General features: G+C 70.5%; 15 protein-coding genes and 5 pseudogenes. All 20 read left to right on the plus strand.

Features of this window, described 5'->3' with window-relative positions; genetic code table 11:
• Positions 1–142 precede the first annotated feature (142 nt).
• Positions 143–326: pseudogene (locus ABTV91_RS11785) on the plus strand (flagellar biosynthesis protein FlhF); the annotation flags it as partial.
• A gap of 364 nt (positions 327–690) precedes the next feature.
• Positions 691–1,865, plus strand: a pseudogene (flhF, locus tag ABTV91_RS11790) (flagellar biosynthesis protein FlhF); the annotation flags it as partial.
• Positions 1,852–2,736: a MinD/ParA family ATP-binding protein gene (locus ABTV91_RS11795; protein ID WP_433851616.1), complete on the plus strand. Its 885-nt coding sequence runs from the start codon at positions 1,852–1,854 to the stop codon at positions 2,734–2,736. The pseudogene flhF and the gene ABTV91_RS11795, both read left to right, overlap by 14 nt.
• Entirely contained in the window at positions 2,733–3,482 is a 750-nt protein-coding gene (locus ABTV91_RS11800) for an RNA polymerase sigma factor FliA (RefSeq protein WP_433851617.1), read from the plus strand. The genes ABTV91_RS11795 and ABTV91_RS11800 overlap by 4 nt, the downstream gene beginning before the upstream one ends.
• A gap of 127 nt (positions 3,483–3,609) precedes the next feature.
• A complete protein-coding gene (gene cheY / locus ABTV91_RS11805) occupies positions 3,610–4,002 on the plus strand; it encodes a chemotaxis response regulator CheY (RefSeq protein WP_194269699.1) in 393 nt (130 codons plus the stop codon).
• 8 nt (positions 4,003–4,010) lie between these two features.
• Positions 4,011–4,640 carry a protein phosphatase CheZ gene (locus tag ABTV91_RS11810; RefSeq protein ID WP_433854175.1) on the plus strand — a complete coding sequence of 210 codons (630 nt, stop codon included), beginning with the start codon at positions 4,011–4,013 and terminating at the stop codon, positions 4,638–4,640.
• Positions 4,641–4,644: 4 nt separating this feature from the next.
• Positions 4,645–6,684, plus strand: coding sequence for a chemotaxis protein CheA (locus tag ABTV91_RS11815; RefSeq protein WP_433851618.1), 2,040 nt, complete (start codon positions 4,645–4,647; stop codon positions 6,682–6,684).
• 160 nt (positions 6,685–6,844) lie between these two features.
• Complete coding sequence (locus tag ABTV91_RS11820) at positions 6,845–7,585, plus strand: flagellar motor protein (RefSeq protein ID WP_433851619.1); 741 nt, start codon at positions 6,845–6,847, stop codon at positions 7,583–7,585.
• 3 nt (positions 7,586–7,588) lie between these two features.
• Complete coding sequence (gene motD / locus ABTV91_RS11825; RefSeq protein ID WP_433851620.1) at positions 7,589–8,542, plus strand: flagellar motor protein MotD; 954 nt, start codon at positions 7,589–7,591, stop codon at positions 8,540–8,542.
• Complete coding sequence (locus ABTV91_RS11830) at positions 8,542–9,324, plus strand: ParA family protein (RefSeq protein WP_433851621.1); 783 nt, start codon at positions 8,542–8,544, stop codon at positions 9,322–9,324. Before motD ends, ABTV91_RS11830 begins: the two co-directional genes overlap by 1 nt.
• Positions 9,324–10,187, plus strand: a pseudogene (locus tag ABTV91_RS11835) (chemotaxis protein CheW); the annotation flags it as partial. The gene ABTV91_RS11830 and the pseudogene ABTV91_RS11835, both read left to right, overlap by 1 nt.
• A gap of 205 nt (positions 10,188–10,392) precedes the next feature.
• Positions 10,393–10,701 (plus strand): STAS domain-containing protein, encoded by a 309-nt coding sequence (locus ABTV91_RS11840; RefSeq protein WP_433851622.1) that lies wholly within the window; start codon positions 10,393–10,395, stop codon positions 10,699–10,701.
• Complete coding sequence (locus tag ABTV91_RS11845; RefSeq protein WP_433851623.1) at positions 10,698–11,063, plus strand: response regulator; 366 nt, start codon at positions 10,698–10,700, stop codon at positions 11,061–11,063. Before ABTV91_RS11840 ends, ABTV91_RS11845 begins: the two co-directional genes overlap by 4 nt.
• 44 nt (positions 11,064–11,107) lie before the next feature.
• Complete coding sequence (locus ABTV91_RS11850; RefSeq protein ID WP_433851624.1) at positions 11,108–13,102, plus strand: chemotaxis protein CheA; 1,995 nt, start codon at positions 11,108–11,110, stop codon at positions 13,100–13,102.
• A 187-nt stretch (positions 13,103–13,289) separates the two neighbouring features.
• Positions 13,290–14,450, plus strand: a complete 1,161-nt coding sequence (locus ABTV91_RS11855) for an OprO/OprP family phosphate-selective porin (RefSeq protein ID WP_433851625.1) — start codon at positions 13,290–13,292, stop codon at positions 14,448–14,450.
• A gap of 218 nt (positions 14,451–14,668) precedes the next feature.
• Positions 14,669–15,169, plus strand: a pseudogene (locus tag ABTV91_RS11860) (MCP four helix bundle domain-containing protein); the annotation flags it as partial.
• Positions 15,170–15,340: 171 nt separating this feature from the next.
• Positions 15,341–16,828 (plus strand): annotated as a pseudogene (locus ABTV91_RS11865) (methyl-accepting chemotaxis protein); the annotation flags it as partial.
• Positions 16,829–16,986: 158 nt separating this feature from the next.
• Positions 16,987–19,788: a methyl-accepting chemotaxis protein gene (locus tag ABTV91_RS11870; RefSeq protein ID WP_433854176.1), complete on the plus strand. Its 2,802-nt coding sequence runs from the start codon at positions 16,987–16,989 to the stop codon at positions 19,786–19,788.
• Between the two features lie 199 nt (positions 19,789–19,987).
• Positions 19,988–22,213: a methyl-accepting chemotaxis protein gene (locus ABTV91_RS11875; RefSeq protein ID WP_433851626.1), complete on the plus strand. Its 2,226-nt coding sequence runs from the start codon at positions 19,988–19,990 to the stop codon at positions 22,211–22,213.
• Positions 22,214–22,356: 143 nt separating this feature from the next.
• Positions 22,357–25,008 (plus strand): methyl-accepting chemotaxis protein, encoded by a 2,652-nt coding sequence (locus tag ABTV91_RS11880; RefSeq protein WP_433851627.1) that lies wholly within the window; start codon positions 22,357–22,359, stop codon positions 25,006–25,008.
• Positions 25,009–25,040: the final 32 nt, after the last annotated feature.

Here is a 25,040-nt window from a genome sequence, read left to right on the forward strand (position 1 = left end):
GCGGCCCGGGCGACGTCAAAGAACGGACACCTGATCGGCCACCGCCACAACGAAGGACGAAGGAGCACGCATCGCCATGTACGACACCGCCAACGCCCCTGCTCCCGCGTCGCACCCGCACACGAATTCCCGGTACTCCAGCATGAAGATCAAACGTTTCGTCGCCGCCGACATGCGCACCGCCATGAACCTGGTGCGCAAGGAACACGGCCCCGATGCCGTCATCCTGTCCAACCGGCGGATCGAGGAAGGCGTCGAGATCGTGGCCGCCGCCCACTACGACGAGACCGCGGTGCAGCGCGCCCTGGAAGCCGCCCGCCCGGCGCCGCCGCCGGCGCCCAAGCCGCGCAGTGCCGCCGAGGCGATCATCGCGGCGATGACCCGCCGCAAGGCGCCGGAGCCGGAACCGGTGGTGGCCACCGCCTCGGCCGTGGCCGCCCTCGCCCGCTCGGCGGTCGGCGCCACCGGCCGCTCGATCGACAGCAGCGTCGAACTGGCGCCGGGCAGCCGCTTCTCTCCTCGCTGCTCAAGCCGCAGCCGCAGTCCCAGCCGCGGCCGGCCGCCACGCGCGCGCCGGAGCTGCCGGAACAGATCTTCGCCACCTTCCCGGCGGCGCTGGACGACACCCCGGTGGTGCCGGCGTTCCGCCCCGAAGGGTTCGCCATCGCCGAACCGGCGCCGGTGGCGACGCAGGCCAACCGCGCCCGTTTCGTGATCGACCCGCCGCTGGACGAGCCGGTCGCCGTGCCCGCCCCGCTGGCCGCCGCGCCGGCGCCGCGCGCCGAACCGGCCGCGCCCCCCCGGCCCTGCCGGAAGCGGCCTCGCCGCGCATGGCCATGCCGGCCCCGATCGAACCGGCGATGCCGGCCATCGCGGCGACCGTCAATGTTCCGGCGCCGGCGGTGGAAGCCGCTGCCGCCGCGCCGGCGCTGAGCGTGGTCGCCTCGGCCCCGCGCGAGGACGGCCAGCTGGCCCAGCTGCGCCAGGAAGTGGCCGGCATGCGCCAGCTGATCGAGCGCGAGATGCACCGCTTCACCGACGAACGCCTGCGCGGCAGCCCGGTGCGCGCCAACGCGCTGGACCTGATGGACGAGTACGGCTTCGACGCCGGCCTGGCCCGCGACGTGGCCGTGCAGATGCCGGCCGACACCGACCCGGCGCGCGCCCGCGGCCTGATGCTGGGGCTGATCTCCAAGCGGCTGCCGATCGCCCCGGTCGACCCGATCGAGGCCGGCGGCGTGATCGCGCTGGTCGGCCCGACCGGCGCCGGCAAGACCACCACCATCGCCAAGCTGGCCTCGCGCTTCGCCGAGGCCCACGCCGCCCGCGACGTCGCCCTGGTCACCACCGACACCCAGCGCATCGGCGCGCGCGAGCAGCTGTACGGCTTCGGCCGCCAGCTCGGCATCGCCGTGCACGAGGCCAGCAGCGGCACCAACCTCAACCAGCTGCTGGAGCGCCTGGCCGACTACAAGCTGGTGCTGATCGACACCGCCGGACTGGGCCAGCGCGACCGCGCCCTCACCGCCCAGCTGCAGTGGCTGCGCGCCGCCGGCCAGATCCGCACCCTGCTGGTGCTGCCGGCCAACACCAGTTTCCAGGACATGGACGAGGTGGTGCGCCGCTTCGGCGCGGCCAACCCGCAGGGCCTGGTGCTGACCAAGCTGGACGAGACCGGCCGCTTCGGCTCGGCCCTGTCGGTGGCAGTGGATCACCATTTGCCGATCACATGGGTGACGGACGGGCAGGATGTGCCGGAAGATCTGCACCGGGCCTCGGCGGCCAATCTCGTACTTCGCCTTGAAGATTTGCGCCGCGCGGCCGATATGCCCTGCAATCCGGAGTTGAACCATGCCGTCGCGTGAGTACGCCAAGCTGACCAATGCCTTCCCGCTGTCGGCCACCCGCCGCCAGCCCGCCGGCCCCGTGCGCACCATCGCGGTGACCGGGGGCAAGGGCGGCGTGGGCAAGACCAACGTCTCGGCCAACCTGGCCGTGGCGCTGGCCGGCATGGGCAAGCGCACGCTGCTGCTGGACGCCGACCTGGGCCTGGCCAACATCGACGTCATCCTCGGCCTGCAGCCCAAGCGCACCCTGGCCGACCTGGTCGCCGGGCGCTGCACGCTGGAGGAAGTGATCATCGAGGGCCCCGGCGGCGTGCTGGTGGTCCCGGCCGCGTCCGGGCGCCGGCACATGGCCGAGCTGCAGCCGGCCGAGCACGTCGGCCTGGTCAACGTGTTCTCCGAGCTGGAACGCGACCTGGACGTGATGATCATCGACACCGCCGCCGGCATCACCGACAGCGTGCTGACCTTCTGCCAGGCCGCGCAGGACACCGTGGTGGTGGTGTGCGACGAGCCGGCCTCGATCACCGACGCCTACGCGCTGATCAAGGTGCTCTCGCGCGAGCGCGGCGTGGACCGCATCCAGGTCGTGGCCAACATGGTGCGCGACCCCAACGAGGGCCGCGTCCTGTACGAGAAGCTGGTGCGCGTGTGCGACAAGTTCCTGGCCGACGTCTCGCTCAACTACCTGGGCTGCGTGCCGCAGGACGACTGGCTGCGCCTGTCGGTGCAGCGCCAGCAGCCGGTGGTGAAGCTGTATCCGTCGGCGCCGGCCGCGCTGGCCATCCAGGAGATCGCCCGCCGCACCGCCCGCTGGCAGGCGCCCACCGAGCCGCGCGGCGGCGTCGAGTTCTTCCTGGAGCGCATCATCCAGCGCGGGGTGGCCACATGAAGCCCGCCGCCGCCCACTACCGCGAGGTGCAGCGCGCCAGCGCCAACGACTGCATCGCCCGCCACTCGGACCTGGTGCGGCGCATCGCCCACCACCTGGCCGCGCGGCTGCCGGCCAGCGTCGAGATCGACGACCTGATCCAGGCCGGCATGATGGGCCTGATCGAGGCCTCGCGCAGTTACGACGCTGAACAGGGCGCCTCCTTCGAGACCTACGCCTCGATCCGCATCCGCGGCTCGATGATCGACGAGATCCGCCGCGGCGACTGGGTGCCGCGCTCGGTGCACCGCCGCGCGCGCGACGCCGCCGCCACCATCCGCCGCATCGAGCAGACCACCGGCCGCGCCGCCAGCGCCACCGAAGTGGCCGAGGCCATGGAGATGCCGCTGCCCGAGTACCTGCGGCTGATCGAGGACGCCGCGCGCGGCCAGGTGCTGAGCCTGGAATCGCGCATCGAGGACCAGGGCGAACTGGACACCCCGGCCAGCGGCGGCCCGACCCCGCAGCAGGTGCTCGAGCGCAGCCAGTTCGGCGAGGAGCTGGGCAAGGCCATCGGCCAGCTGCCCGAACGCGAGCAGCTGGTGCTGTCGCTGTACTACGAGCAGGAACTGAACCTGAAGGAGATCGGCGCGGTGCTCGGGGTGAGCGAGTCGCGCGTCTGCCAGATCCACGGCCAGGCCATGCTGCGCCTGCGCGGCCGGCTGAAGATTTTCGAGGCGGCGGATGCGGGGCTGGTGGAACCGTGAGGCCGGGACCGGGGACCTGGGACTGGGGACCCGGGAAAAGCCGATGCCGGCACAATGCGCTTTTGATTCGCCGGGTCCCGGGTCCCCAGTCCCCGGTCCCGAACAACGCTTTACCTAGGAGTTTTTAGTGAACAAGAACATGCGGATCCTGATCGTCGACGACTTCTCGACCATGCGGCGCATCGTCAAGAACCTGCTGGGCGACCTGGGCTTCACCAACACCGCCGAAGCCGAGGACGGGCATGCCGCGCTGGCGCTGCTCAACAGCCAGCCGTTCGACTTCGTGGTCACGGACTGGAACATGCCGGTGATGACCGGCATCGAGCTGCTCAAGGCGATCCGCGCCGACGCCAAGCTCAAGACCCTGCCGGTGCTGATGGTCACCGCCGAGGCCAAGCGCGAGCAGATCATCGAGGCCGCGCAGAACGGCGTGAACGGCTACATCATCAAGCCGTTCACCGCGCAGACCCTGGAAGAGAAGCTGGGCAAGATCTTCGAGCGGCTGGCGGCGAGCGCCTGATGACGACCATGGCCAGCGAAACCCTGAGCGAGAAATCGGCCCTGGTGCAACGCCTGCAGGACGCGCTGGCGGCGCTGGAGAGCGGCGACGAGAGCGGCTGGCGCCGGGAAATCGACGCGCTGGCCGCGCTGCGCACCCAGCCGATGATGGCCGGCCTGGGCCGGCTGGCGCGCGAGCTGGGCCAGGCGCTGGGCGAGCTGCCGACGGTTCCGTCCGAGGCCGGCGAACTGGACGACGCCTGCGCGCGCCTGGACCACGTGGTGGAGATGACCGAAAAGGCCACCCACCGCACCCTGGACCTGGCCGAACAGTGCCGCGAACTGGTCACCGGCCTGCGCGAAGGCGGCCTGCCGGCGGTCGAGCACGAACAGGCGCTGGACCGCATCCGCCAGAACCTCACCGAGATCGCGCTCACCCAGAGCTACCAGGACCTGACCGGGCAGATCATCCGCCGCGTGGTCGGCATCGTGCGCCGCGTGCACGAGGGCTTCGGCGCGCTCGGCCTGCCGCCGCCGGAGCACGAGTCCCGCGACCCGTCGCGCGACGGCGGCCTGGCCGGCCCGGCGCTGGAAGGCATCGACCGCCACGCCGTCAGCCAGATCGACGCCGACGACCTGCTCTCCGACCTGGGGCTGTGACGCCATGAGCGCCTTCGCCGACGACATCGCCGCCGACTTCATCCTCGAGGCCCAGGAAATCCTGGACCGCCTGGGCGAACAGCTGGTCACGCTGGAGCAGTCGCCCCAGGACAACGACCAGCTCAACGCGGTGTTCCGCGGCTTCCACACGCTCAAGGGCGGCGCCGGCTTCCTCGGCATCAACGCGATGGTCGAACTGTGCCACGCCGCCGAGGAAACCCTGGGCATGGCGCGTTCGGGCAAGGCGGTGCTGCAGGCGCACCACTTCGATGCCGCGCAGCAGTCGCTGGACTGGCTGCAGGCGATGCTCGACGCCGTGTCCGCCGGCACCGAACCCGAGCACGCGCCGCCGGCGCTGATCGCGCTGTTCGACGTCGACGCGGCGCCGCCGCGCCGCGCGCCGGTGGCCGCGGCGCCCGCCGCCGGGGCCGGCGGCGACCTGATCACCGAGGACGAATTCGAGGACCTGCTCGACCAGCTGCACGGCGCCGGCGCGCCCGGCGCCAAGGCGCCCGCGCCGTCGGCCAGGGGCGGCGACGACCTGATCAGCGAGGACGAGTTCGAAGCCCTGCTCGACCAGCTGCATGGCGGTGCCGCGCCCGGCGCAAAGCCCGCTGCGGCCGCTCCCGCCTCCACGGCGTCGGCCAAGGGGGGCGACGACCTGATCAGCGAGGATGAGTTCGAGGCCCTGCTCGACACCCTGCACGGCGGTGCCGCGCCCGGCGCCCGCGCGCTGCCGGCCACGCCGCCCGCACCCGCCGCAGCGCCGCGCACCGCCCCGGCCCCGGCCCCGCGCGCGGCGACGCCCGCGCCCGCCGCCGCGCCGCCGGCCCCCGCGCGCGCGCGCGACGCCCGCCCGCCGCCGCGCCCGCGCCCAAGCCGAAAGGCCGCCGAACCCGAGCACACCGTGCGCGTGGACACCAAGCGCCTGGACGCCATCGTCAACCTGATCGGCGAACTGGTGCTCTCGCGCAACCGCCTCAAGACCCTGCGCATGCGGCTGAAGGACGAGGAGCTGGACCGCGCCGTCTCCACCCTGGACATCGCCACCGCGCGCCTGCAGTCGGCGGTGATGCGCACCCGCATGCAGCCGGTGGGCAAGGTGTTCTCGCGCTTCCCCAAGGTCGCGCGCGACGTCGCCCGCAGCCTGAAGAAGGAAGTGGACCTGGAGCTGGTCGGCGCCGAGACCGAGCTCGACCGCAACCTGGTCGAGGCGCTGGCCGACCCGCTGGTGCACCTGGTGCGCAACGCCATCGACCACGGCATCGAAATGCCCGACCTGCGCGAGGCGCAGGGCAAGCCGCGCATGGGCCGCGTGCGCCTGTCGGCGCAGCAGGAAGGCGACTACGTCAGCATCGAGGTGCAGGACGACGGCGCCGGCATCGATCCCGAGCGCCTGCGCGCCAAGGCCCGCGAGAAGGGCCTGCTGGACCCGGAGGCCGCCGCGCGCCTGAGCAGCGAGGAATGCCTGCACCTGGTGTTCCTGCCCGGCTTCTCGACCAAGCAGCAGGTCACCGACATCTCCGGCCGCGGCGTCGGCATGGACGTGGTGCAGTCGCGCATCCGCGAACTGAGCGGGCAGATCCAGATCCAGTCCGAGCTGGGCCGCGGCAGCCGTTTCCTGATCCGCGTGCCGCTGACCCTGGCGATCCTGCCAACCCTGCTGGTGCAGGCCGGCGAGGACATCTACGCGCTGCCGCTGGCGCGCGTGATGGAAGTGCTGCACGCGCCGCGCACCTCGCTGGGCTGGTTCGACGGCCGCGCCGTGCTCGACCGCAAGTCGCACACGCTGGCCCTGCTCGACCTGCGCCAGTGGCTGGACGTGGAACCGGCGCAGTCCACCCTGCTGACCATCGTCGTGCTGCAGGTCGGCGAGGCCCGCTTCGGCCTGGTCGTGGACCAGGTGCGCGGCCGCGAGGAAGTGGTGATCAAGCCGCTGCCCAAGGCCCTGCGCGGCCTGAGGGGCTACGCCGGCGCCACCCTGATCGGCGACGGGCGCATGGCGCTGATCCTCGACGTGGACGGGCTGCGCGGCCAGGAGTGAGCCCCGCCCGTAGGAGCGGCTTCAGCCGCGAGTGCTTTCAGGGCTTTGGCCGGAAAGCATCCGCGGACCTTCGCCAGGAGTTTTCGCGGCTGAAGCCGCTCCTACCGTCGCTCCTGCACCCACCGTTCAAGTACCCCCCGCAAAAGCCGATATCCGTTAAATGGACAGACTCAGCATCATCGGACTCTTCCTCGCACTGGCCTCGCTGGTGGGCGGCAGCATTCTCAAGGGAGCGGGCCTGTCCTCGCTGTGGTCGCCGGCGGCGTTCGTCATCGTCATCGTCGGCACCGTCGCCGCGATCCTGCTGCACACCTCGCCGGCGATCTTCCGCCACGCGTTCAAGATCGCCCGCTGGGTCGTGCAGCCGCCGGCCAGCGACCGCCAGGCGCTGATCCGGCAGATCGTGGACTGGAGCAACATCGCCCGCCGCCAGGGCCTGCTGGGCCTGGAGCCGCAGGTGGAGATGCAGGACGACCCGTTCCTGCGCAAGGGCCTGCAGCTGGTGGTGGACGGCGTCGAGCCCGACGCGATCCGGCACATGCTGGAGATCGAGCTCAGCGGCCAGGAGCACCGCGACCTCGCCGCGGCCAAGGTGTTCGAGGGCATGGGCATCTACGCGCCGACCCTGGGCATCATCGGCGCGGTGCTGGGCCTGATCGCGGTGATGAAGAACCTGGCCGACCCGAGCAAGCTCGGCCACGGCATCGCCGCCGCGTTCACCGCCACCATCTACGGCATCGCCTCGGCCAACCTGCTGTTCCTGCCGGTCGCGGCCAAGCTCAAGAGCGTGATCGCGCACAACAGCCGCGAGCGCGAGATGATCATCGAGGGGCTGATCGCCATCGCCCAGGGCGAGAACCCGCGCAACATCGAAACCAGCCTGGCCGGCTTCGTGGGTTGACCCATGGCCCGTCGCAAGTCCCACGAAGAGCACGCCAACCATGAGGCATGGGCCATCCCCTATGCCGACCTGATGACGCTGCTGCTGGCGTTCTTCGTGGTGATGTACGCCATTTCCTCGATCAACGAAGGCAAGTACCGGGTCATGGCCGATGCCCTGACCACTGCCTTCGGCGGCGCGCCGCGCACCATCACCCAGGTGCAGGTCGGCCACCAGCAGCTGCAGGGCGGCGGCAACGACAGCCCGGCGGTGATCCGCGCGCCGAGCATGACCGGCGGCGCGGTCGCCGACCCGACCCGGCTGCCGTCGATGGCCTCGCAGATGACCCGTCCGGTGTCGCTGCGCGACCGCGAGCAGCTGCAGCGCGCCGAGCGCCAGCTCGGACAGATCGCCGAGAAGCTGACCCAGACGCTGGCGCCGCTGGTCAGTCAGGGCGTGATCACCGTGCGCCGCACCGAGCTGTGGATCGAGGTGGAGATCAACAGCGACATCCTGTTCCCGACCGGCTCGGCGACGCTGGACGCGCGCGCGCGGGAGACCCTGGGCAAGCTGGCCGACGTGCTGCAGGACGCGCCCAACGGCGTGCGCGTGGAAGGCCACACCGACAACATGCCGATCGCGACCGCGCAGTACCCGTCCAACTGGGAACTGTCGGCCGCCCGCGCCGCCAGCGTGGTGCACCTGTTCGCCGACCACGGCGTGCAGCCGCAGCGGCTGGCGATGATGGGCTACGGCGAATTCCGCCCGCGCGAGAGCAACGCGCAGATCGAAGGCCGCAACCGCAACCGGCGGGTGATGGTCATCATCCTGGCCGACTCGGCCGCCAGCGCCGACACGCTGGCCGACGGCGCGACCCCCGTCGCCGCCGAACACCCCACCCGCGATGCCGACGGCGCCGATGCGCCCGCGCGCGCGTCCGGACCGGCGTTGCCGGCAGCAATAGAAGGAGTGCACTGATGCGTATCTGGGCCATTGCCAACCAGAAGGGCGGCGTCGGCAAAACCACCACCACGCTGGCATTGGGACGCGGCCTGGCCGCGCTCGGCCATCGCGTGCTGCTGATCGACCTCGATCCGCACGCCTCGCTGACCCGCGCCTTCGGCGTGCCGCTGGACCCGCCGCCGCAGGGCGTGCTGGAACTGTTCGCCACCCCGCCCGGCGAGATCGCCGCCCTCGCCCGCGACGGCGCCATCCCGGGGCTGGACTACCTGTGCGCGCAGGCCGCGCTGGCCACCCTGGAACGGCGCAGCGCCAACCAGCCCGGCCTGGGCCTGGCGCTGCAGCACGCGCTGGCCCAGCACGGCCAGCGCCACGACTACATCCTGCTCGACTGCGCGCCGACCCTGGGCCTGCTGATGATCAACGCGCTGGCCGCCGCCGACCGCCTGATCATCCCCACCCAGGCCGAACCGCTGGCGCTGCACGGGCTGGAAGGCATGGTGCGGACCGGGCAGATGGTCGAACGCTCGCGCGGCCGCCCGCTGCCGGTGTCGATCCTGCCGACCCTGTTCGACCGCCGCACCCGCACCGGCAACGAAACCCTGAAGCTGATGCAGGACCGCTACGGCGAGCGGGTGTGGGAAGACGCGATCCCGGTCGATACCCGCATCAGCACGCCGGCCACGCTCACCGCCCCGGCGCACGACGACAACTACCCCGGCCGCGGCCTGTCGGCCTACCGCCGGGCGCTGGAATGGCTGCGCGCCGAAGACGCCGCGCAGCTGGAGCGCGCGGCATGAACGGCGTGGACGTACTGGACGACTACCTGGGCGAACTGCTGCTGGACGCGATGCCGGCGCAGGCCGCGCCGGCCCCGGTGACCGCCATGCCGGTCGCCGCCGCGCCCGCGGTGGCGCCTACCCCTGCGCCAGCCGAAGCGCTGCCTCCGCCGCCAGCGGCACCCGCCCCGGCAGTGGCCGAGGCCGAAGCAACGCCCGCGGCGCCGCCCGCGCCGATTCCGGCCGCCCTGGTGGTGCCGACGCCCGCCCCTCCCGCGATGCCGGCCCCCAGGCCGGTGGCCAGAACCGCCCCCGCCGCCCCTGCCCCGCCCGATGCCGCGCCGGTACAGCCGGCCGCCGCACCGGCGCCGGCAGCCCCCGGCAACAACGTCTGGGCGGCGCTGCAGGCGCAGGCGCGCGAACCGCACCCACCGCAGCAGCGCCGCGCCAGCGAACGGACCTCGCGCTGGCTGCGCCTGCGCTGCGGCGTCCAGGCCTATGCGCTGGAACTGCTCAAGGTGCAGGAAGTGGTGCTGCCGGTGCCGCTGCTCGGCCTGCGCGGCACCACCAAGGCGATGCTCGGCATCATGAACCTGCGCGGCCAGGTGGTGCCGGTGATCGACCTCGGCCTGCACCTGGGCTTCGCCGCGGTCGGCGAGGACAGCCTGACCCGCATCGTCGTGCTCGAGGAGAAGGGCGAGACGCTCGGCCTGCGCGTGTCGGCGGTCGAGGACGTGGCCAACCTGACCGAATCGCAGATCGAGCCGCCGGACACCGCGCGCATCTGCCAGATCTCCAACACCCTGTTCCGCGGCGTGGCCCGCATCGGCCAGCAACCGATGATCCTGCTCGACGCCTCCGAACTGCTGCAGTGCGAGCGCTGAAGGGGCTTCGGTAGGTGCGGGGCTCGCCCCGCACGGTGCCCCACCGGGAAAGCCATGCATGGGGCAAGCCCCATGCCTACGGGGCAAATCCTGCCCCACCCCATTCCGCGCACCCGTTCACAGAATTGCCCGCCGGCCTTCACACCGCTAAAGAACGCCGCGCGGTTGCCGCTATCTGGTCCAGTACCGTCTCTCCGGAGCAACGATGAGCACTGTGGCACTGGCGCAGGACCTGGGCATCGAGTCCACCAGCGAGCTGAAGCAACACCTGGCCCCGCACCTGGGCCGGAACGGCGCGTTGCGCGTGGATGCCAGCCAGGTAGGCCGCGTGCATACCGCCGCCATCCAGGTGCTGTGCGCCTTCGTCCTGGCCCGCCGCCAGGCCGGCCACGCCACCGTCTTCGACGACGCTACCGATACCTTCCGCGACGCCGCGCGCCTGCTCGGCGTCCTCCAGACCCTCGGTCTGGAAGCAACCCCTGACAAATCGAATTCTGTGGAGAACGTTGCATGAGCGCTCGAATCCTGGTGGTGGACGACTCGGCGTCGATGCGCCAGATGGTGGCCTTCGCCCTCACCTCGGCCGGCTATTCCGTGGAGGAAGCCGAAGACGGCGCCGTCGCCCTAGGCCGCGCCAAGGGCGCCAGGTTCAACGCGGTGGTCACCGACGTGAACATGCCGAACATGGACGGCATCTCGCTGATCCGCGAACTGCGCCAGCTGCCGGACTACAAGTTCACCCCGATGCTGATGCTGACCACCGAATCGGCCGCCGACAAGAAGTCCGAAGGCAAGGCCGCCGGCGCCACGGGCTGGCTGGTCAAGCCGTTCAACCCCGAGCAGCTGGTCGCCACCGTCCAGAAAGTCCTGGGCTGATCGCCCACCCCCACCGTCCCGAACCCCGACCGGATAGCGCGCCGATGAGCATGGACCTGCAACGTTTCCACGCCACTTTCTTCGAGGAAAGCCGCGAAGGGCTGGACGCCATGGAGGCCGGGCTGCTGGCCCTGGAAGACGGTCAGCAGGACCCGGAGATCATCAATTCGGTGTTCCGCGCCGCGCACTCGATCAAGGGCGGCGCCGGCACGTTCGGCTTCGAGGCCATCGCCGGCCTGACCCACGTGCTGGAAACCCTGCTGGACGAACTGCGCGCCGGCAAGCGGGCGCTGGAGAGCGCCGCGGTCGATGCCATGCTGTCCTCGGTGGACGTGCTGCGCGCCCTGCTGCGCGAGGCCGAGCACGGCCAGGCCGCCGACCCGGCGGCCGTCGCCGCGGTGAAGGCGCGCCTGGAAGCGGTGCTGTCCGGCCAGGCGGTTGCGCCGGTCGCGGCGAAGCAGGAAGAAGCCGCGGCCGAGCCGGAAGGCTGGCAGATCGGCTTCGTGCCGGCGCCGTCGCTGTTCATGAGCGGCAACGACCCGCTGCGCATCATCCGCGAGCTGGAAACCCTCGGCCAGCTGCAGGTGGATGCGCGCATGGAGCGCCTGCCCGGCTTCGAGCAGATGGACCCGCTGGAAGCCTACATCGCCTGGGACCTGGGCCTGACCGGGCGCATCCCGCGCAGCAAGATCGAAGACACCTTCGCCTGGGTCGTGGACGACTGCGAGCTGGACATCCAGCCGATCATCGCCCCGCCGAGCCTGGCTACCAGCGCGCCGGGCCCGGCGCAGGAAGTGGCGGCCGAAGTCGCCGCGGCCGTGCGGCCGGCTGCCGCCGCGGCCAACGCGCCGGCCGGCGCCAGCCACGAAGCCGAAAGCTCGATCCGCGTCAGCGTCGACAAGGTCGATGCGCTGATCAACCTGGTCGGCGAACTGGTCATCACCCAGGCCATGCTCAAGCAGGTCTCCGGCGGGCTGGACCCGTCCCACGCCGAGCGCCTGCTGGCCGGCCTGGACCTGCTCGAACGCAATACCCGCGACCTGCAGGAAGCGGTGATCGGCGTGCGCATGCTGCCGGTGGACGCCGTGTTCCGCCGCTTCCCGCGGCTGGTGCGCGACCTGTCCTCGCGCCTGGGCAAGCAGGTGCGGCTGCGCACCATCGGCGAAGGCACCGAGCTGGACAAGGGCCTGATCGAGAAGATCGCCGACCCGCTGGTGCACCTGGTGCGCAACTCCATCGACCACGGCCTGGAAATGCCCGACGTGCGCCGCCAGGCCGGCAAGGACGAGATGGGCACGATCACCCTGGCCGCCTCGCACCAGGGCGGGCACATCGTCATCGAGGTCAGCGACGACGGCCGCGGCCTGAACCGCGACAAGATCCTGGCCAAGGCCCATGAGCGCGGCCTGGCGATCCCGGACAACCCGACCGACACCCAGGTCTGGGACCTGATCTTCCAGCCCGGCTTCTCCACCGCCGACGCGGTCACCGACCTGTCCGGGCGCGGCGTCGGCATGGACGTGGTCCGCCGCAACATCCAGGCGCTGGGCGGCGAAGTGCAGCTGGAAAGCCAGAGCGGCGCCGGCACCCGCGTGCTGATCCGCCTGCCGCTGACCCTGGCCATCCTCGACGGCATGACCGTGTCGGTCGCCGGCGAAACCCTGATCCTGCCGCTGGCCTATGTGCTGGAGGCGCTGCAGCCCAAGGCCGAGGACATCCGCACCATGGCAGGCGAAGGCCGCGTGCTGCGCGTGCGCGGCGAGTACCTGCCGATCCTGGCGCTGGGACACTACTACGGTTACCGCCAGGAAACCCACGCCGACCCGCTGGTGGTGGTGGTCGAGGGCGATGGCCAGAAGATCGCGCTGGAAGTGGACGAACTGCTCGGCCAGCAGCAGGTCGTGGTCAAGAACATCGAGAACAACTACCGGCGCATCTCCGGCGTTTCCGGCGCCACGATCCTGGGCGACGGCCGCGTCGCGCTGATCGTCGACGTCGGCGGTCTGGTCCGCTCGCTGCGCCTGCCGCAGGCGGCTTGAGGTTTTTCCTTCTCCCTTCGGGAGAAGGTGCCCCGTAGGGGCGGATGAGGGTTCGGGCGAAGCCTCGTGCAGTCGGACATTGCGATGGCTTCGCCCCGAACCCTCTCCCCAACCCCTCTCCCGAGGGGAGAGGGGCATTCACCTCGCGCCCTGTTGGGTAATGCGTCTTTGAATCCAGGACACCCGCATGAAACGCATCGCCCCGCTTGCCCTGCTCGCCCTGACCGCGCCGGCCTTCGCCGGAACGCAGGCAAGCCCGTGGCCGCCCAGACTGACCTTCGCCGACGGCACCGAGGCCGCGTTCACCGGCAACTTCGCCTGGGACGTCAACCGCTTCGACGCCGACGGCAGCGCGCTGGAGAACGACCAGGACTGGCGCCGCAAGGAGTTCGGCGTCGCCATCAAGCGCAAGGGCCTGTACGACTTCACCGCCTCCTACGACTTCCAGTCCGACACCTGGATGGACGTGGCCCTGCGCCTGGACAGCAAGGGCCTGACCGGCCGCGACGCCGGCAGGTGGCGCATCGGCCAGATGAAACTGCCGCTGGGCTTCGAGGGCAACACCGCCACCCGCAACGGCGCCTTCCTGGAAAACGCGCTGCCCACCCAGGCGTTCTACGAAGGCCGCCGCATCGGCATCGACTGGGCGCTGGAGCGGCCGCGCTGGCTGCTCAACGCCGGCGCCTATACGCACGACCTGCAGGGCAACAACCGTGGCGACAGCCTGGCCGCGCGCCTGGCCTGGACGCCGTGGAAGGACGCCACCCACGTGCTGCACCTGGGCGTGTCCGCCACCCGCGAGCGTCCCGACGGTGAGACCAACGGCCTGGGCGTGGAGATCGCGCCGAGCGTGCGCTGGCGGGCCAAGCCCGAAGCCTCGCTGACGCCGTCGCGGCTGGTCGACTCGGGCACCCTGCGCGATGTCGGCCGCATCGACCGGCGCGGGCTGGAAGCGCTGTGGATCGAAGGGCCGTGGTCGCTGCAGGGCGAATACCTGCAGCAGACCACCCGCCGCCACGCCCTGCCCGACTACCGCGGCGACGGCTGGTACGTGGCCGGCAGCTGGCTGCTCACCGGCGAATCCCGCGCCTACAGCGGCGGCAACGTCGCCAACCCGCGGCCGGCCGGCAAGCGCGGCGCCATCGAACTGCTGGCGCGCTACAGCCGCATCGATCTGGACGATGGCGCCATCCGCGGCGGCCGCGAGCGCAACTGGACCCTGGGCGCCAACTGGTACCTCGGCAGCCACATGAAGTTCCAGGCCAACTACGTGTTCGCCGACGCCCGCCGCGGCAACCGGCACGTGCAGCCGGAGATCATGCAGCTGCGCGCCCAGCTGCACTTCTGACCACCCGGCCCGGCCGGCGCGGGAGCATTCCGTGCCGGCCGTCACGGGATTCCGGCAACGCCTCAATACGGGCGTCAAGAACCGGACGCCGGCGCCGATACCGCAGTTGTGCACCCCCGGGGTGCGGGCCTCCCGTCGCGGCCCATCCGCATCGATGACACCCCGCAGGAGCGCCGGGCCTGCCTTTCGCTGACGCCTGCCCCTTGGAGAACCCTGCGATGAAATGGTTCCAGAACCTTTCGATCACGCGCAAGCTGATCCTCGCTTTCTGCATCACCTGCCTGCTCACCCTGCTGATGGGCGGGTTCTCGCTGTGGCGCATGATGCTCGCCAACACCCAGATCGAGCAGATCAACAACAACTGGATGCCCGCCGTGCAGCAGCTCGGCGAGATGCGCGCGCAGCTGGGCGAGTTCCGCACCTACGAGCAGTCGCAGCTCAATTACCAGGGCAACGCCGAGCAGCTGGCCGACTACGACAAGCGGCTGGCCGATACCCGCGGCCTGATCGAGGCCGCCGAGAAGGCCTACGACGACATCGACACCGACTACACGCCCGAAGAACGGGCGATGTACGAGAAGCTCAAGGTGCAGCGTGCGGCCTATTTCGAGGCGCACGACCGCATCGCCGCGGCCATCGCCGCCGACGACTTCGATGCCGCGCGGCGCATCTCCTCCGACGAGTCGCGCAAGCTGCGCCGCGTGCTGTTCGACCAGCTCAAGGCGATGTCGCAGTACAACCAGGAACAGCTGGCCAAGGACGTGGCCGCGTCGCAGACCGCGCATACCCGCTCGGTGATCGCCGTGGTCGCCGGCATGGCGCTGGCGCTGGCGCTGGCCGCGCTGCTGGGCTGGGCCATCATCCGCTCGATCACGCTGCCGCTGGGCGAGGCGGTGCGCGTGGCCGACGACGTGTCCGCCGGCAAGCTCGACCGCCGCATCGACACCTCGCGCCGCGACGAAGTCGGCCAGCTGCTGTCGGCCATGCAGCGCATGCAGTCGCAGCTGCGCGCGGTGATCGCCGCGCAGCAGGAAATGGAGCGCCAGCACGGCGACGGCATCATCAGCTACCGCATGGACCAGACCGCCTTCCCCGGCGACTACGGCGTGATGGTGGCAGGCACCAACGAGCTGGTCGCCGGGCACATCAGCGTCAAGATGCAGGTGATCGAGCTGGCGCAGCGCTATGCCGTCGGCGACCTCACCCGCGACATGCCGCAGCTGCCCGGCGAGAAGGCCGAGATCACCGAGACCATGGCGATGATCAAACGCAACCTCACCGCGATCAGCAGCGAGATCCGGCGCCTGAGCAGCGCCGCGGCCGGCGGCGACTTCAGCCAGCGCGGCGACGAGGAGCGCTTCCAGTTCGACTTCCGGCAGATGGTGCACAACCTCAACGCGATGATGGAGGCCACCGACCACAGCCTGGCCGAAACCTCCAGCCTGCTGCAGGCCATCGCCCGCGGCGACCTCACCGCGCGCATGCACGGCGACTTCCAGGGCGTGTTCGCCCGGATGCGCGACGACGCCAACGCCACCGTCGACCAGCTGACCTCGATCGTCGGCCGCATCCAGCAGGCCGCGTCCAGCATCAACCTGGCCGCGTCGGAAATCGCCACCGGCAACAACGACCTGTCGCGCCGCACCGAGCAGCAGGCGGCGAACCTGGAAGAAACCGCCGCCTCGATGGAGGAGCTGACCTCCACCGTGCGCCAGAACGCCGAACACGCCCCCGCCAGGCCAACCAGCTGGCGCAGGGCGCGGCCGGCGTCGCCTCGCAGGGCGGCCAGGTCGTGGGCCAGGTGGTCACCACCATGGCCGACATCGAAGCGTCCTCGCGCAAGATCGCCGACATCATCAGCGTCATCGACGGCATCGCCTTCCAGACCAACATCCTGGCGCTCAACGCCGCGGTGGAAGCCGCGCGTGCCGGCGAGCAGGGCCGGGGCTTCGCCGTGGTGGCGAGCGAGGTGCGTACGCTGGCCCAGCGCTCGGCCGGCGCGGCCAAGGAGATCAAGGGGCTGATCGAGGACTCGGTGGAAAAGGTGTCCGAAGGCTCGACGCTGGTGCACCAGGCCGGCACCACCATGGGCGAGATCGTCACCTCGGTGCAGCGCGTGACCGACATCATGGCCGAGATTTCCGCCGCTTCGCAGGAACAGAGCGCCGGCATCGAGCAGGTCAACCAGACCGTCACCCAGATGGACGAAACCACCCAGCAGAATGCGGCATTGGTGGAGGAAGCCACCGCCGCCGCCCGTTCGATGGAGGAACAGGCGCACCAGCTGAGCGACGCGGTTTCCCAGTTCCGCCTGTCCGATACCGTCGCCTCCTCGCTGGCGCGCGTGGCCGCCGCGCCGTCCGCGCGCCCGGTCCTGCGCAGCGTCGGCGCGCCGGCGCCGCGCGCGATGCCGGCGGCGACCTGCACGCGTACTGACCGCACCGCCATGACGCCGCCCGCCAGGCGGCGCACAGGCATCCCGCGGGGGCGACGGAAGGCCGGCAACGGTCTCCCGCCGCCCCTGTTCACTAAAGTTATGCGCCCGCGTTCCGATGTCGAGGAATACAAGGCAGAGGAGAGAGCCGTGCCCCATCCCCGTTCCGGTTCCAGCATCGTCAGCCGCCTGATGCTGGGCGTGGCGCTGATCGCGCTGTTGTCCTTCGGCGTGACCGCCGCCATCAGCTACTGGAAGAGCAGCCATGCCCTGCTCGCCTCGTCGCAGGACACGATGCGCAACCTGGCCGGGCTGGAGGCGCAGCGGGTGTCGGCCGAGCTGGGCGAGGCCTACGACACGGCCAACACCCTGGCCACCACTCTGCGCCTGCAGCACCAACAGGGCATCCTGACCCGCCCAGGCGTATCGGCCCTGCTCAAGCAGCAGCTGCTCGCCCATCCGGAATGGGTCGGCGTGAGCACGCTGTGGGAACCGGAGGCGTTCGACGGCGCCGATGCCGAGCACGTGGGCGACGAAGCCCATGACGAGAGCGGACGCTTCATGAGCTACTGGGCCTGGGCCGACGGCAAGCCCGTCACCGAGGCCCTGCGCGGCTTCGACGTGGCCGGCGACGGCGACTGGTACCTCAAGCCGCGCGAGAGCAGGCAGCCCACGCTGGTCGAGCCCTACAGCTACGCGATCAACGGCAAGCAGATCCTGATGACCACCCTGTCGATGCCGATCGTCGAGGAAGGCCGCTTCCTGGGCGTGGTGACGGTGGACTTCGCCCTGTCCTCGCTGCAGGAACACCTCGCGCGGCTGTCGCCGATGGGCGAAGGCCACGTCGAGCTGCTCTCGCCGGCCGGCCGCATCCTGGCCAGCCGCGACCCGGCCGGGATCGGCACGCAGCGCCAGGACGCCGCCACCGGCGCCATGCTCGCGCGCATCGCCAAGGGCGAGGTCGCCGAGGTCTTCGCGCCGGATGCCGCCGGCAACGTCGCGGTCTACGTGCCGATCAAGGTCGGCGACGCCGCCCAGTACTTCGCGCTGGGTGTGATCGCCCCGCAGTCGCTGCTCACGCGGCAGGCCAACGTGCTGCTGTACATCGTGGTCGCGGTCGGCCTGCTCGCCGCGCTGGCGCTGTGCGCCGCGCTGTTCGTGCTGCTGCGCCGGCAGGTGGTGGCCCCGCTGGCCGCCGCGGCCGGCGTCGCCGACGACGACGCCCCCGGCAAGCTCGACGGCCGCATCGAGGTGGCGCGCCAGGACGAGATCGGCACGCTGATGCGCTCCATGCAGCTGATGCAGGGCAACCTGCGCGAGCGGCTCGAACGCGATGCCGCGCTCGCCGCCGAGAACCTGCGCATCCGCTCGGCGCTGGACGACGTGACCACCAGCGTGATGATCGCCGATGCCGACCTCACCATCATCTACGCCAACCGCCCGCTGTTCCAGATGCTGGGCAAGGCCGAGCAGGACATGCGCCGCGACCTGCCGAACTTCGACATGAAGACGCTGATCGGCAGCAACATCGACGTCTTCCACAAGCATCCCACGCACCAGCGCAAGCTGCTGGGCGAATTGCACGGCACCCACCGCGCACAGATCACCGTCGGCAGCCACGTCATGCGCCAGATCATCAACCCGGTCACCGACGCCGACGGCCGGCGCCTGGGTTACGTAGTGGAATGGGACGACCGCACCGCCGAGGTCGAAGTCGAGCGCGAGGTCAGCAGCATCGTCGCCGCGGCGGCCAGCGGCGAGCTGTCCGGACGCATCGCGCTGGACGGCAAGAGCGGCTTCCTGCTGCAGCTCTCGGAACAGCTCAACGACCTGCTGGACAGCTTCGCCACCAGCGTCGGCCAGGTCTCGACCCTGCTCGGCGCGCTGTCGCACGGCGATCTCACCACCCGCATGGAAGGCGACTACCGGGGCGTGTTCGCGCGCATCCGCGACGACGCCAACGCCACCGTCGACCAGCTGACCTCGATCGTCGGCCGCATCCAGAGCGCATCGTCGGCGATCAACACCGCCGCCGGCGAGATCGCCTCGGGCAACAACGACCTGTCGCGCCGCACCGAGCAGCAGGCGGCGAACCTGGAGGAAACCGCCGCTTCGATGGAGGAACTGACCTCCACCGTGCGCCAGAACGCCGAGCACGCGCGCCAGGCCAATCAATTGGCGCAAGGCGCGGCCGGCGTCGCCTCGCAGGGCGGCCAGGTCGTGGGCCAGGTGGTCACCACCATGGCCGATATCGAGGCCTCGTCGAAGAAGATCGCCGACATCATCAGCGTCATCGACGGCATCGCCTTCCAGACCAACATCCTGGCGTTGAACGCGGCGGTGGAAGCCGCGCGCGCCGGCGAACAGGGGCGCGGTTTCGCGGTGGTCGCCTCGGAAGTGCGCACGCTGGCGCAGCGCTCGGCCGGTGCCGCCAAGGAGATCAAGGAGCTGATCGAGAGCTCGGTGGACAAGGTCTCCGAAGGTTCGCAGCTGGTGCACCAGGCCGGCACCACCATGGGCGAGATCGTGACTTCGGTGCAGCGCGTGACCGACATCATGGCCGAGATCTCCGCCGCCTCGCAGGAGCAGAGCGCCGGCATCGAGCAGGTCAACCAGACCGTCACCCAGATGGACGAAACCACCCAGCAGAACGCCGCGCTGGTGGAGGAAGCCACCGCCGCCGCGCGTTCGATGGAGGAACAGGCCACCCTGCTGGCCGATGCCGTGGCGGAGTTCCGCACCGACGCCAGGCTGGCCGCCCCCGCGCCTGCCCCTGCCCCAGTCACCGTCGCTGGCAAGACGCCTACGCGGGCGGTGGCCCCTGCGCCCGCTCCGCGGCCCAGGGCCGTCGTCCAGCCCCGCGAGGTGGTGGCCGCCGACGCGGGCGACTGGCAGGAGTTCTGATCCGGCGCCCCGTTGCGCGGGGCGCCCGTTGTCGGCAAAGCGTTGTCGCACCACCCCGTTTGTTACCCGCAGATCGAGAAGGCAGAGAACTGGATGACTTCATGATGCCGGCCCCGTCCAACACGGTTACAGGCGCCCACCGCTGACGTAACCGATGGCAGGACCGCCATCGCCCCGACACCCACAGCAAAGGAATGACATGCTTACTTCAAGGAATCTGAAGGTTGGTTCGCGGCTGGCCATTGGCTTCGGCCTGCTGTTGCTGCTCATCGTCGCCATCCTGGCCGTCGTCGTGTACGGCAACAGCCGCAAGTCGGAGCAGTTCAAGTACCTCACCAACGTCAACATGGTGAAGATGCGCCTGTTGAACGACATGCTCGACACCAACAACGCCGTCATCCGCGACCGTCGCCTGATGCTGCTCAAGCGTGGCGAAGGCTTCGCCCAGGACCAGGCGGAGCTGCACAGGCTCACCGCCCACTACGACGAAATCTGGCAGCAGTACGTCAAGATCCCGCGCGATGCGACCGGCGACCGCATGGTCGCCGGGATCGAGGACGCCCGCCGCCAGGCCGCCATTTCGACCGGCAGGCTGGATGGGCTCATGCAGGCCGGCGATTTCGATGCCGCCGTCCAGGTCCTGCTCGCCGAACAGGCCGCGCGCGCCACTGCCTGGAACGACGCCCTGTCGGCCCTGCTCAAGCACCAGGAAGTGCTGACCCGGAAGAGCAGCGACGAGTACAACGCCATCGAGAACTGGACCGGCAAGCTGTCGCTGGGCATCGGCCTGCTGAGCATCGCGCTCGGCGTGGTGCTGGCGCTGCTGATCACCCGCAGCCTGACCCGCCCGCTGGCCGACGCCGTGGGCCTGGCCAAGGGCATCGCCGGCGGCCGGCTCGACAACACCATCGACCTTTCCGGCCGTGACGAGGTCACCGACCTGCTGCGCGCCATGCAGCACATGCAGGCGCAGGTGCAGGCGGTGATCGGCGCGCAGGGCGAGATGGCGCGCCAGCACGACGCCGGCAGCATCAGCTACCGCATCGACGCGGCGCCCTTCGCCGGCGACTACCGGCGCATGGTCGAGGAAAGCAACGCGCTGGTGGGCCAGCACATCGGCGTGAAGCTGCGTGTCATCGAGGTGATGAAGCGCTACGCGCGCGGCGACCTGTCGGTGGACATGGATCGCCTGCCGGGCGAGAAGGCCGCCATCACCCAGGCCATGGACGAGACCAAGGCCAGCCTGTCGGCGATCAACGCCGAGATCAAGCGCCTGGCCGGCGCCGCGGCCGCCGGCGACTTCAGCCTGCGCGGCGACGAGGGCCGTTTCGAGCACGATTTCCGCGACATGGTGGCCGGCCTCAACCGGCTGATGGAAACCACCGACGGCAACCTGTCCGAGGTCTCGGCACTGCTGCACGCCATCGCCGAGGGCGACCTGACCGTGCGCATGCAGGGCGACTTCCACGGCGTGTTCGCCAGAATGCGTGACGATGCCAACGCCACGGTGGCCCAGCTGACCTCGATCATCGGCCGCATCCAGCAGGCGGCGTCCAGCATCAACCTGGCTGCCTCGGAGATCGCCACCGGCAACAACGACCTGTCGCGCCGCACCGAGCAGCAGGCGGCGAACCTGGAAGAAACCGCCGCTTCGATGGAGGAACTGACCTCCACCGTGCGCCAGAACGCCGAGCATGCGCGCCAGGCCAACCAGCTGGCGCAGGGCGCGGCCGATGTCGCTTCGCAGGGCGGTGATGTGGTCGGCCAAGTGGTCACCACCATGTCGGCCATCGAAGCCTCCTCGAAGAAGATCGCCGACATCATCAGCGTCATCGACGGCATCGCGTTCCAGACCAATATCCTGGCGCTCAACGCCGCGGTGGAAGCCGCGCGTGCCGGCGAGCAGGGCCGCGGTTTCGCCGTGGTCGCCTCGGAAGTGCGCACGCTGGCGCAGCGCAGCGCCGGCGCGGCCAAGGAGATCAAGGGGCTGATCGAGGACTCGGTGGAAAAGGTCTCCGAAGGCTCGCAGCTGGTGCACCAGGCCGGCACCACCATGGGTGAGATCGTCACCTCGGTGCAGCGCGTGACCGACATCATGGCCGAGATCTCGTCCGCCTCGCAGGAACAGAGCGCCGGCATCGAGCAGGTCAACCAGACCGTGGTGCAGATGGACGAAGCCACCCAGCAGAATGCCGCGCTGGTGGAGGAAGCCACCGCCGCGGCACGCGCGATGGAAGAACAGGCCACCCAGCTGGCCGAGGCGGTATCGGTGTTCCGTACCGGAACCGGCAAGCCCGGCGCCGACCCGCGACCGGCCCGGCGCGCCACCGCCGGCCCGCGCGCGCCGGCCCCGAAGCTGGCCCCCGCCCCGCGCCCGATCGAATCGGCGATGGTCGCCGAAGCCGGCGACTGGCAGCAATTCTGAGTACGCCCGCGTGAAAAGCCGCCGCCGGCCCCGCCGGGGCCGGCGGCCAGGCAGGAACTTCCCGACGGACGGCAGGGCCCGGCCCTCAAGAACCGCCGCCGCCGACCGATGAATCAGGGGATTCCGCCCTCATCGGTTCTTCCATGTCCGCTTCGTCACCCCGCGCCTCGTCCGGCGAACGCAAGAGCAGCGTCGCCACCCGCCTGATGCTGGGCATCGCCCTGATCGCCCTGGCCGCCTTCGGCCTCACCGCCGCCATCAGCTACTGGAAGAGCAGCCGCGCCCTGCTCGCCTCCTCGCAGGCCACGCTGGAGAACCTGGCCCGCTTCGAAGCCCAGCACCTGGCCGCCGAGATGAGCCAGACCTACGACACGGTGCAGACCCTGGCCGAGAACCTGGGCACCCAGCGCGGACAGATCAGCCGCGCCACCGTCTCGCAGACCTTCAGGCAGCAGCTGGAACTGCACCCGGAGCGTGCCGGCATGTGCGTCCTGTGGGAACCGGACGCCTTCGACGGCAAGGACGCCGAATTCGTCGACGCGCCCGAGCACGATTCCACCGGGCGTTTCATGAGCTACTGGGCGCGGGTCGGCGACCAGCTGGTCAGCGAACCGCTGCGCGACTACGACGATCCCAAGCTGGGCGCCTGGTACGTCACCCCCAAGACGCTGAAGAAGCCGGTCATCATCGAGCCCTATCCTTACGAGGTCGGCGGCAAGACCCTGATGCTGACCACCATCGCCATACCGATCATGGAAGGCGACAAGGTGCTGGGCGTGGTCACCGCCGACTTCGAGCTTTCCGCCCTGCAGGAACGCGTGTCCAAGCTGCGCCCGATGGGCGAAGGACGCGCCGAGCTGCTGTCGCCGATGGGCATGGTCGTGGCCTCGCCGGACGCGGCCAATGTCGGCAAGACCCGGGATGACGCCACCACCAAGGCGATCCTGGCCGCCGTCGCCGAGGACAGGCTCTACAGCGACTTCAAGGCCGACGAAGCCGGCATGGTGGAAGTCTATGCGCCACTGCGCGTTGGCCAGAGCAACCGCCGCTTCGCGCTTGGCGTGATGGTGCCGCGCGACCTGCTCACCGCGCAGGCGCGCTCGCTGCTGGGGCTGGTGGCGCTGGTCGGCCTGCTCGCCGCCGCCTCGCTCTGCGCCGGCCTGTGGCTGCTGCTGCGCGCGATGGTGCTGCGCCCGCTGGCCGAGGCCGTGCGCGTTTCCGGCGACGTCGCCCAGGGCCGGCTGGACACCGCCATCCCCGAACGCCGCAACGATGAGCTGGGCCAGCTGCTGCGGGCGCAGTCGCACATGCGCGAGCAGATCCGGGCGGTCATCCACGCCCAGGGCGACATGGCCGCGCGCCACGACGAGGGCAACATCAGCCATCGCATCGATGCCTCCCGCTTCCCCGGCGATTACGGCGTGATGGTCGCCGGCACCAACCAGCTGGTGTCCAGCCACCTGGACGTGACCCGGCGCATCGTCGAGGTGATGCAGCACTACGCGCGCGGCGACCTGTCGGTGGACATGGACCGCCTGCCCGGCGAGAAGGCCGCCATCACCCAGGCCATGGACGAGACCAAGGCCAGCCTGTCGGCGATCAACGCCGAGATCAAGCGCCTGGCCGGCGCCGCGGCCGCCGGCGACTTCAGCCTGCGCGGCGACGAGGGCCGTTTCGAGCACGATTTCCGCGACATGGTGGCCGGGCTCAACCGGCTGATGGAAACCACCGACGGCAATCTGTCCGAGGTCTCGTCGCTGCTGCAGGCCATCGCCCGCGGCGACCTCACCGCGCGCATGCACGGCGATTTCCACGGCGTGTTCGCCCGGATGCGCGATGATGCCAACGCCACGGTGGCGCAGCTGACCTCGATCGTCGGCCGCATCCAGCAATCGGCCGGCAGCATCAACCTGGCCGCTTCGGAGATCGCCACCGGCAACAACGACCTGTCGCGCCGCACCGAGCAGCAGGCCGCCAACCTGGAAGAAACCGCGGCCTCGATGGAGGAACTGACCTCCACCGTGCGCCAGAACGCCGAGCATGCGCGCCAGGCCAACCAGCTGGCGCAGGGCGCGGCAGGCGTGGCGTCGCAGGGCGGCCAGGTGGTCAGCCAGGTGGTCACCACCATGGCCGATATCGAGGCTTCGTCCAAGAAGATCGCCGACATCATCAGCGTCATCGACGGCATCGCCTTCCAGACCAACATCCTGGCGTTGAACGCGGCAGTGGAAGCCGCGCGTGCGGGCGAACAGGGCCGCGGTTTCGCGGTGGTGGCGAGCGAGGTGCGTACGCTGGCCCAGCGCTCGGCCGGCGCGGCCAAGGAGATCAAGGGGCTGATCGAGGACTCGGTGGAAAAGGTGTCCGAAGGCTCGCAGCTGGTGCACCAGGCCGGCACCACCATGGGCGAGATCGTGACCTCGGTGCAGCGCGTGACCGACATCATGGCCGAAATCTCCGCGGCCTCGCAGGAACAGAGCGCCGGCATCGAGCAGGTCAACCAGACCGTGATGCAGATGGACGAAACCACCCAGCAGAACGCCGCGCTGGTGGAGGAAGCCACTGCCGCCGCACGTTCGATGGAGGAGCAGGCCAACCATCTGGCGGCCGCGGTCGCGCTGTTCCGCATCGACGATGCGCCGGCGCCGGCGCCGGTCCAGGTCCAGACGCCGGCCGCGCCGGTACCGCGGCGCGCCGACACCCGCGCGCCGGCCGCCGCAAGGCGAACCGCGCCGGTGCCTGTCGCGCGCCGGACCGAGACGGCGGTGGCCGACAGCGGCGACTGGCAGGAGTTCTGATCCGATCCGCGGAGGTTCCGCCCTCGCGGAAA

The organism is Stenotrophomonas nitritireducens, assembly GCF_050984405.1.
Classification (GTDB): Bacteria; Pseudomonadota; Gammaproteobacteria; order Xanthomonadales; family Xanthomonadaceae; genus Stenotrophomonas; species Stenotrophomonas nitritireducens_B.